This window comes from Aliiglaciecola litoralis, assembly GCF_039523355.1.
Taxonomy (GTDB): Bacteria; Pseudomonadota; Gammaproteobacteria; order Enterobacterales; family Alteromonadaceae; genus Aliiglaciecola; species Aliiglaciecola litoralis.
The window spans coordinates 41,346-49,867 of the sequence record NZ_BAAAFD010000014.1; the positions used below are offsets into that span (position 1 = coordinate 41,346).

General features: G+C 39.1%; 6 protein-coding genes and 1 tRNA gene. 5 read left to right on the forward strand and 2 right to left on the reverse strand.

Annotated elements, in window-relative coordinates; all coding sequences use genetic code 11:
• Positions 1 to 118 precede the first annotated feature (118 nt).
• The 4 genes from purE to ABD036_RS17570 all read left to right on the forward strand — a co-directional run bounded on the left by purE (position 119) and on the right by ABD036_RS17570 (position 3,306).
• Complete coding sequence (gene purE, locus ABD036_RS17555) at positions 119 to 610, forward strand: 5-(carboxyamino)imidazole ribonucleotide mutase (RefSeq protein ID WP_343862285.1); 492 nt, start codon at positions 119 to 121, stop codon at positions 608 to 610.
• Complete coding sequence (locus ABD036_RS17560; protein WP_343862287.1) at positions 607 to 1,749, forward strand: 5-(carboxyamino)imidazole ribonucleotide synthase; 1,143 nt, start codon at positions 607 to 609, stop codon at positions 1,747 to 1,749. The genes purE and ABD036_RS17560 overlap by 4 nt, the downstream gene beginning before the upstream one ends.
• Before the next feature lie 407 nt (positions 1,750 to 2,156).
• Positions 2,157 to 2,912 (forward strand): PEP-CTERM sorting domain-containing protein, encoded by a 756-nt coding sequence (locus ABD036_RS17565; protein ID WP_343862289.1) that lies wholly within the window; start codon positions 2,157 to 2,159, stop codon positions 2,910 to 2,912.
• A gap of 318 nt (positions 2,913 to 3,230) precedes the next feature.
• Positions 3,231 to 3,306: transfer RNA gene (locus ABD036_RS17570), tRNA-Thr, on the forward strand.
• A 168-nt stretch (positions 3,307 to 3,474) separates the two neighbouring features.
• Here the strand turns inward: ABD036_RS17570 and ABD036_RS17575 are convergent.
• Positions 3,475 to 3,630: a hypothetical protein gene (locus ABD036_RS17575; RefSeq protein ID WP_343862290.1), complete on the reverse strand. Its 156-nt coding sequence runs from the start codon at positions 3,628 to 3,630 to the stop codon at positions 3,475 to 3,477.
• Between the two features lie 110 nt (positions 3,631 to 3,740).
• Between ABD036_RS17575 and ABD036_RS17580 the strand changes: the two genes are divergently transcribed.
• Positions 3,741 to 7,694, forward strand: coding sequence for a response regulator (locus ABD036_RS17580; protein ID WP_343862292.1), 3,954 nt, complete (start codon positions 3,741 to 3,743; stop codon positions 7,692 to 7,694).
• 44 nt (positions 7,695 to 7,738) lie between these two features.
• On the opposite strand, the gene ABD036_RS17585 is transcribed toward ABD036_RS17580, so the two are convergent.
• The gene (locus tag ABD036_RS17585; RefSeq protein WP_343862293.1) at positions 7,739 to 8,188 is read right to left on the reverse strand and encodes an RNA recognition motif domain-containing protein; all 450 of its coding nucleotides are present in this window, start codon (positions 8,186 to 8,188) and stop codon (positions 7,739 to 7,741) included.
• Between the last annotated feature and the right edge of the window lie 334 nt (positions 8,189 to 8,522).

An 8,522-nucleotide genomic window follows, 5' to 3' on the forward strand; every position in this document is an offset into this window, starting at 1 on the left:
TAGCTAGGAAGTGTTATTTCCGACAGGAGTGCTCGACATGGCGGATCAACAAATACCTGAGTAAACAAATCGACATCAAGACGATGTCTAACACCAAAGTGATTAATTGGGAGTGGCTATGCCAAAAGTGGCAATTGTAATGGGATCAAAATCAGATTGGCCCACAATGCAACAAGCAGCGATAATGCTGAAAAATCTAGGAGTCGAATTCGACGCCAAAGTAGTGTCGGCACATCGAACTCCAGATTTGCTTACTGAATTTGCAAAAACGGCTGCTGATCAGGGCTACCATGTGATCATTGGTGGCGCTGGTGGTGCTGCACATTTACCGGGTATGATTGCTGCCCACACTCATTTACCAGTGTTCGGTGTGCCGGTTCGATCTAGTCAACTCAGTGGTGTTGACTCCTTGTATTCAATCGTGCAAATGCCCAAAGGCGTTGCTGTGGGCACCTTAGCGATTGGCGAAGCTGGCGCGGCTAATGCTGGCTTGTTGGCGGCACAAGTGGTGGCCCTTCACGACAGTAAAGTCCGTGACGCAGTAATCGCATTTCGTCAGCAACAAACTGACACTGTACTTGGCTTAGATGAATTGGAGTTGCCGGAATGAAAGTACTGATCTACGGATCAGGGCAGCTAGCACAAATGATGTATCTGGCGGCTGTCCCATTGGGTATACAGGTGAGTGCCGTTGATGTGGGTAATCACACTGTGGTGGACCCAATCAGCAAACGCTCATTAGAACTCAGCATCGAAGACGCGATCGAACAAGCTGACGTATTATCCGTTGAGTTTGAACATGTACCAGAAGATCTATTAGAGCAAGCACAGTCAAGCGGAAAATTACTTCCAAATAGCGAAGCAATATTGGCTGGCGCAGATCGTGTGCGCGAAAAAGCCGTACTTAGTAAACTGGCGATTGCCAATAGTGAACATCGCATTATTACACAAGTCGAGCAACTCGATGAGGCTGTGGAAACCTTAGGCGACAAACTCATTATTAAGGCCAGTCGCGACGGTTATGACGGTTACGGACAATGGCGCTTGGCACACATTGAGCAATTAGACTCGCTCAAAAACACATTAAGCCAGCTTGATCTGCAAAACGTTCCATTGATTGCCGAGAAAATGGTGCCTTTTGAACGTGAGCTATCCTTAGTGGGAGTTAGAGGGTTACAGGGGGATATTCAGTTTTATCCACTTGCCGAAAATTTGCATCACCAAGGGCAATTACATGTATCGGTAGCACCGGCTCCAGATATTACTGAAAACCTCAATCAACAAGCGCAGTTAGCATTCAAAAAGCTGGTGGAAGAATACGACTATGTGGGCGTGCTCGCAGTGGAGTTTTTTCAAGTAGGCGATAGTCTATTGGTCAATGAGATTGCGCCTAGGGTGCACAATTCAGGACATTGGACACAACAAGGTACAGATACCAGCCAATTTGAAAACCACATACGTGCGATCACCGGGCTGCCTTTAGGTAACACCAAAGCCAAAGGTAAATCAGCGATGATCAATATTATCGGCTGCGACGACTACTCAACCGATTTATTGAGCATTAAAAACTGCCACTTGCACCTTTATGGTAAAACGGTGAGACCTAAACGCAAAATGGGCCACATCAACTTAACCGGCAAAACATACAGTGAGTTAGCCGAAGTGATGACCACCTTGGCAAAGTTTCTGCCAATTCAAGCCTTCCCAAAATTGCTGGATGAGGCGGATAAGCTTGCGGCTATTGATTAAGGTACATTTATTAGAAGCAACTGGCCACGTGGTTGGAGTTTGAAAGTTCAACCACAATTCCAGTTAGTCGTAAAAACATCTTATTTATCGTTATGAGCAACCACTGAGTGTTAGCTGCAGAAATAGTAAAAAACAATCAAGATCCGCCTAATCATGATCAAATATTCCTTCTTCACGTCAAATTAACGTATCACAAAATACATTAGCCAAAACCCCAAAACTGTCGTTTTTTTTTACAATTCGTTCAATTGTAAATATTATTAATTACTTAATTGGTTGAAATATAACTATAAAATATTTTTGGCGCGACTTATGCTTCCTGATAGATACTGGGCAAATATGAGTGCCCATGAGCAGTTGTCACTCGGCTAATGACGAAGCTCTGAAACGTCAAACAAGGAAAAATCATGAAATCAAAACTTATCAATTTTACTGGCGCAACCATGTTGCTTTTAGCAACTTGTTTAAATTCTGTCGCCAATGCCGCAATAATCAATGTGGGCGTCATTGCTGACGATGGTGTGAATGTCGTAGCAGCTTATTTAGACGCATTTGCCGATATTAACGTTACCGCCGCTATCCAAGGCTCCTCAAATGTTACCGGTGTGGGCGACCTAAGCGGATTCGACGCGGTATTTGTATGGACTAATAGCGCGCCTAGCGATGCAGTCGCTTGGGGCGATATTCTTAGAGATTACTCGGATGTTGGTGGCGGAATAGTAATGAACACCTACGGAATGAGTATGCCTTGGGCGATTCAAGGTGGCATCACCGACAACGGCTATGCCCCATTTAGCATTGCCGGAAATACCAATACAACAGGAAGTTTAGTGGCAACTATGGCTGACTCTTTGTTTAATAATGTCGACTTAACTCAATTGGCTTACTGGAACAATAGTAATTATGCCGATCCAACCCTCAGTGCTGGCGCAACCTTGTTAGCCACTGACGGCAATGGTGTCAATATGATCGCGAGAAACGCAAGTCAAAATATTATTGCTATGAACATTTATCCCGGAAATCAATCTAATGACGAATATTGGCAATTGGCAGCTAATGCACTACAACAAGTAGCGGGTAACGTTAACGATATTCCAGAGCCAACCACCTTAGCGATTTTTGCGCTAGGCCTATTTGGATTAGCTACGCGCCGCGCCAAATAATTTGTTTGCAAGCAAATAGCTATTGTTTGATTAAAACCCAGCGCTAAGCTGGGTTTTTTAATTGAAGCACAAAAGTGGAGTGGGTTTATTTAATCATGCAAAGGTTACTGCATATGAGCAAGCCCTATATTTTTATCCTAAACAGTGTTCTAAAGTCGTGATTTTGGAAATATTAATAAACCGGCATAAAGACAGTTGACAACCAAGCGTAAATCACTAAAATGGCGCCTCGCTTTTGCGGTGGAAGCTCTTAGCGATATTAAAGAGCAACCAACTTCCGCCATTACATTAAGTAAATCAAAAGCAGCACCTCAGTGTGCCGACTTAGCTCAGTTGGTAGAGCAACTGACTTGTAATCAGTAGGTCGCCAGTTCGATTCCGGCAGTCGGCACCATTTTTGATGATTTTTAATTTAGATACATCACTATTTCTCAATTGAAATCCAGAAATCCAAAAATCCAAAAATCCAAAAATCCAAAAATCCAAAAATCCAGAAAACTGAAAATTTAATGAGCTTCCGCGCGACCGAACACCGTTAAACTAATTATAAAAAATAATGCTATTAAGGGGTTCGAGTTTTTTTCGACTTTCTTTTAATTGGAGTTGTACTGAATGTTTCCACTCTAAAATCGTTTATGTCTCCCCCACCAACCACTTTTTCCAAATCACATTCTCTTAACGTTTTAAGTTTATTATCTGAGTTTTTCGCATGTTTCATATTATTGACTCCTTAGTTAACTTGCTTTTAGAACTTTCAATACTAGTCTAAGTATTTATTGGATGATTTTAAAAACAAGTCGGATGCTTACAATTTTGAGACACTTTCGTTTGCAAGTTAATATTTATCTTAGCTTAGTTATTTGTTTGACAATATCAACGTATGCGGATTCTTTTGAGTCATCTTATGAGATCGATGGTCAATCTACGGGGTTGATTTACACCGTTTTTCAAGGCAAAAACGCTATCTGGATTGGAGGTGAGAATGGACTTTTTCGACTTACGGGAACTTATTCTGAATTTTATTCAACAACGTTTTGGCCATTTGATGGATATGACATTGAAGGAGTCGTAGAAGATGAAAAAGGACGTTTATGGTTAAGCTTCTTTGGGAATGGTATAGTTGTTTTTAATCCAACCGAGCAAAAATATACTCATCTTACTTTGAGTTCAGGTTTGAACTCAAATACCTGTTTAGAAATTAGAATATTAAACGGTAATATTGCTGTTAACTGCGTAAACACATTATCAATTATTGATGTTAATACTCTTAAAGTAACAAATTTCAATGAGGCACCTGCCAGCAAGATTTTAGATATATCAAGCCTTCAAACGAGGAATAACAAAGCATATTTCGCAAATAGTCTGAACAAAATCTATGTACTAGAGAATTCTAAACTAAAAAATATTGAGTTAGGAGAGGAAATAGAGATTGTCAGTAGTTTTTTTGTAGATGGAGATGAAACTATTTGGGTGTCAACTGGAGAAGGCTTGCATCAAGTTAAAGGAGAGACAGTACAACGTGTACTAGAGCTAGATTACAAGCAAGAAATCACTTATCTAAACGCTTTTAATAAAGACAATCTAATATACTTTTCCAACGGTTTTAATTTGTTTAATACTACTACCTCTAAAGTTACTAAAATAAATTCAATATCAAGCGCTAGTCAAATTGCCTTAGAAGAAGTGTATGACCTTACTCGTACTGTAAACGAAAACATATTGTTTTCTGCGCCGCTTATCGGCATTGGTTATTTTAACAACTTATTTTTAAGTCTTGATAAGCTTCCTTACATTGAAAAACGTGGGAAAAATATTCAAGCAAGTTTAGGTTGGGATGATACTTCAATAATTATTGCTCATAATAATAATATTTATATTTATCAAATTGCCTTGAATAAATTTACGCTTCTATTGGCTGATGTTGGAGTGATAACAGCTATCGCGAGGGACAAGAGCGGTGAACACTTATACTTGGGTGTCGAAAATATGGGAGTTTTACTTTTTGAAGTTACAAGAAATTCCAATTTTCAATTAGACTTTTTAAACATATTCCCGATAAAACAAGGGCTTATTTCAGATATTAAGACCTCATCAAGCGGGCTTGTTTATTTTAGCGTGATTGAAGCGGCTGAAAAAGGACTCTATATTTATGACAGTGGGAAAGTAATCCCCATTGATGAATTCAAGGGCATAGATATAGACACTATTTTAATTAATAAGCAAAAAGAAGTTCTTTTATCTACGAGAAATAGCGGAATTCTTTCATATAAAGCAAATAAAACTATTAAAAACAGCATTAAAAAAGGTTTTATAAACAACTGTTTGATCGAAGACAGTGCAGGGACCATATGGTTATGCACCGATGGGGCAGGGTTAGCTTACGTAGATGAGTCAAATAATGAGTTAGTGTTTGTTGATCCTAAATTTACTGGCGGATCTCGACATATTAGAGAATTGGTAGAGGATAGTGAAGGTTACTTATGGGTAATGACAAACCAAGGGTTAATTAGATACGATCATTCCAATGCAAGCTCGATCAAACTTGGTAAAGAAGACGGAATAAATGATGTCGATTTTGAAATTACGGCATCAATTAATCTTTCAAACGACCGGATTTTAGTTGCCGGAGACTCACAAAACTACATTATAAATACGAAGTTAGCTAACCATTATTTAGATCAGCGATTGGGTATGACGACAAATACAGTATTTGTTGATTTAACCGTTCGAAACCGTGAAGTATCGGGAGTTCAATCTAGAAAACCCGCTTTATATAGTAGTATTAGTACTTCCGACAATTTGGAATTTTCTAACGATGACTTTTTGATGACTTTGACATTCGCAGCGAATAACTTTATCGATCGAGAAATACTGGGTTTTGAATATCGTCTTGTCGGTCTTGATTCTAGTTGGGTTGCAGCGAATGCGAAAGAATCATCAGCCACATATTCCACATTACCATCTGGGGACTACGAGTTTCAGGTTCGTGTAGTCGATCCTAAAAGTACAGCTTCGCAACCAATTAGCTCTCTTAACTTCACAATGCTCCCTCCGTTTTGGCAAACCTGGCAAGCTTACGTTATTTACATTATTGTTTTGACACTCACCATTGTTACGTTCTTTAAGTTACGCACTATTAAACTTGCCCGGGAAAACAGTCGCCTTGAATCTTCCGTTTTAGAGCGCACAATCAAATTAGCAAGTAGTGAAAACAAAATAGGTAAATTGCTGCAACATAAAGAATTGCTATTTGCAAACGCTTCTCATGAGATTAGAACTCCATTAGCTCTTATTTCCGGACCACTTGAGAAGCTTTCTAATATGGCTATTGGAGAGCAAGCGATTAAGTATATTGAGATGGCGAAGCAAAACTCTATGCGCTTATCAAAGCTAGCCGACGAAATTCTTGATCTTTCTAAAGTTGACTCAAAGAAAATTAATGAAAAGACTAAGTATAATCTGCATGCCTCAATTAATGTTGTCTTAGAGTCCTTTAAACCACTCACTTTATTGAAACAGCAGACCTTACTCATTGAGAATAATGCTGAAGGAGTAGGGTCATACTTGACTGACTCGCTTGAAAAAATCATGTCCAATTTACTGATTAATGCATCAAAATACAGTCCTTCGAATACTGAAGTCATAGTTAAAGCGACAACAAGGAATGATGAGTTAGAGATTGTTATTGCCGATTGCGGGGCTGGTATTAAAGAGCAAGATCTAGAGAAGATGTTTGAGCGCTACACCAGATTAGATAATGCAAGTGACACTGATGGCACTGGTCTTGGCCTCGCTGTAGTAAAAGAGCTAGTGATAGCGAATAACGGATTAATTGAAGTTGAGAGTAAGTTAAACGGAGGGACTCGTTTTATAGTTAGATTGCCCGTTTGCGATCCATCAGAAATAGATGATCTTGGCGATGTTATCAGTGAACCCAAGGTATTTGCTGATGAACTCTGTGTTCAGAATTCGATTACGCCACTACCTATATTGGAAGACGGCAATTTGCAATTGCCTACTATTCTTATAGTAGAAGATAATATTGATATGCGAACGTATGTTAGTAATCTGTTATCCGAGCAATATCAATGTGAAACAGCGAAGGATGGTCAGGAAGGATTCGAAAAATCATTGGCGCTATTGCCTGATTTAATCGTCTCGGATTTAATGATGCCAAAATTAAATGGTTTTGAATTCACGAAAGCCATTCGAGAACATGAGCTTACGTGCCATATCCCGATTATAATGCTTACCGCTAAAGGCGATGATGAAACTAGAATAGAGGGTTGGACTTATCAAGTTGATGAGCTGATGACAAAGCCTTTTACGAATGAAGAGCTTATCGCCCGCATCGCCAACTTACTCGCCATTCGTCGTAATATTTCGAATAGGTTTACGCATTCATCTAACAAAGAAGACAGTAACCCATTCTTATTGTGTGACTCTGAATACTATTCAGAAAGAGATCGTCGATTTTTCGATAAATTTCTTAACTGGATTGATAACAGCTACACGAACGACAAAGTTACCCGAAAACAGGCTGCTGATGCTTTGGCTGTAAGTGAAAGACAGTTAAACAGAAAGTTAGATGCTCTGGTGGGAAGCAGTTTTAATGAATTACTGAAAAAATACAGGTTATCGGAAGCCAAAAAGCTTTTAATTGAAGGTAGGCAAATATCATTAGTTGCTTATGAATCCGGTTTTTCGTCACCGTCTTATTTCAGTACATGTTTTAAAGAAGAATTTGGGATGTCGCCGAAGGCTTTTGTTGAATCACTGTGATAAGTAAAGAAGTGAGCCTATAAAGCATAGGCTCACCGTATATATTATTCTTCTTCTTGCTTTTCTTTAGCGAGGCGCACTTTTAAAGTACGTTCTTGGAAGTCTGTATCATTTAACTTTTTGATCATTTTGTCAGCCCCCTTACTATCTACCTCTACAAAGCCATAACCTTTACGCTTGCCAGTACGACGATCTTTCATGAGGCGGACAGAAATAACTTTGCCGTAGTTTGAAAAATGATCAGAGACAGCTTGTTCATTTACTTTATAAGGAAGGTTTCCAACATACAACGTAGTCGTTGACGATTTAACCGATAGTATTTTTGAAGGCGACTCTGAGATTAGCTTAGATATTTGCGGAACAATGATTGCCCCAAGCAACATACCGAAAATAAATGCTTCTGGACTAGAGAACATTTCTGCCGGTATCAGGAAATAAGCAACGATTGAAAAAACGAGAGCGATAATTACATTTAATAAAGAAAGAGATTTCATGTTTTAACCCAGTGTGAATAAGATTGTTATTATAATTAAAAGAAAGCAAAGCTATGTTACGCATAAAAGTAGCGATAGCCAACTAAGATGCTTCTTCCTTCCACAAATCGTCTATTTTTTAAATAAATAACTTAGAATTGTTCGCCAAATAATCAAACAGACGGGCAATTTTGTTTTTTTTCAAAAAGACCCTTGACCTCACATCTGGGGTCTGTAGAATGCGCGCTCGCTTCAGGGAGTTCTAACAAGAACATCCATTCACAAATAGTCTAAGGACGAAATTGTGACATTGCTGTAAAGCAAGTGTGAAGCGGGATGCAGCTGGTTAAAGGTT

Excerpts from the sequence above, each read along its gene's own strand:
- purE (WP_343862285.1), top strand. The coding sequence starts at position 119 with ATGCCAAAAGTGGCAATTGTAATGGGATCAAAATCAGATTGGCCCACA.
- ABD036_RS17560 (WP_343862287.1), top strand. The coding sequence starts at position 607 with ATGAAAGTACTGATCTACGGATCAGGGCAGCTAGCACAAATGATGTAT.
- ABD036_RS17565 (WP_343862289.1), top strand. The coding sequence starts at position 2,157 with ATGAAATCAAAACTTATCAATTTTACTGGCGCAACCATGTTGCTTTTA.
- ABD036_RS17575 (WP_343862290.1), bottom strand. The coding sequence starts at position 3,630 with ATGAAACATGCGAAAAACTCAGATAATAAACTTAAAACGTTAAGAGAA.
- ABD036_RS17585 (WP_343862293.1), bottom strand. The coding sequence starts at position 8,188 with ATGAAATCTCTTTCTTTATTAAATGTAATTATCGCTCTCGTTTTTTCA.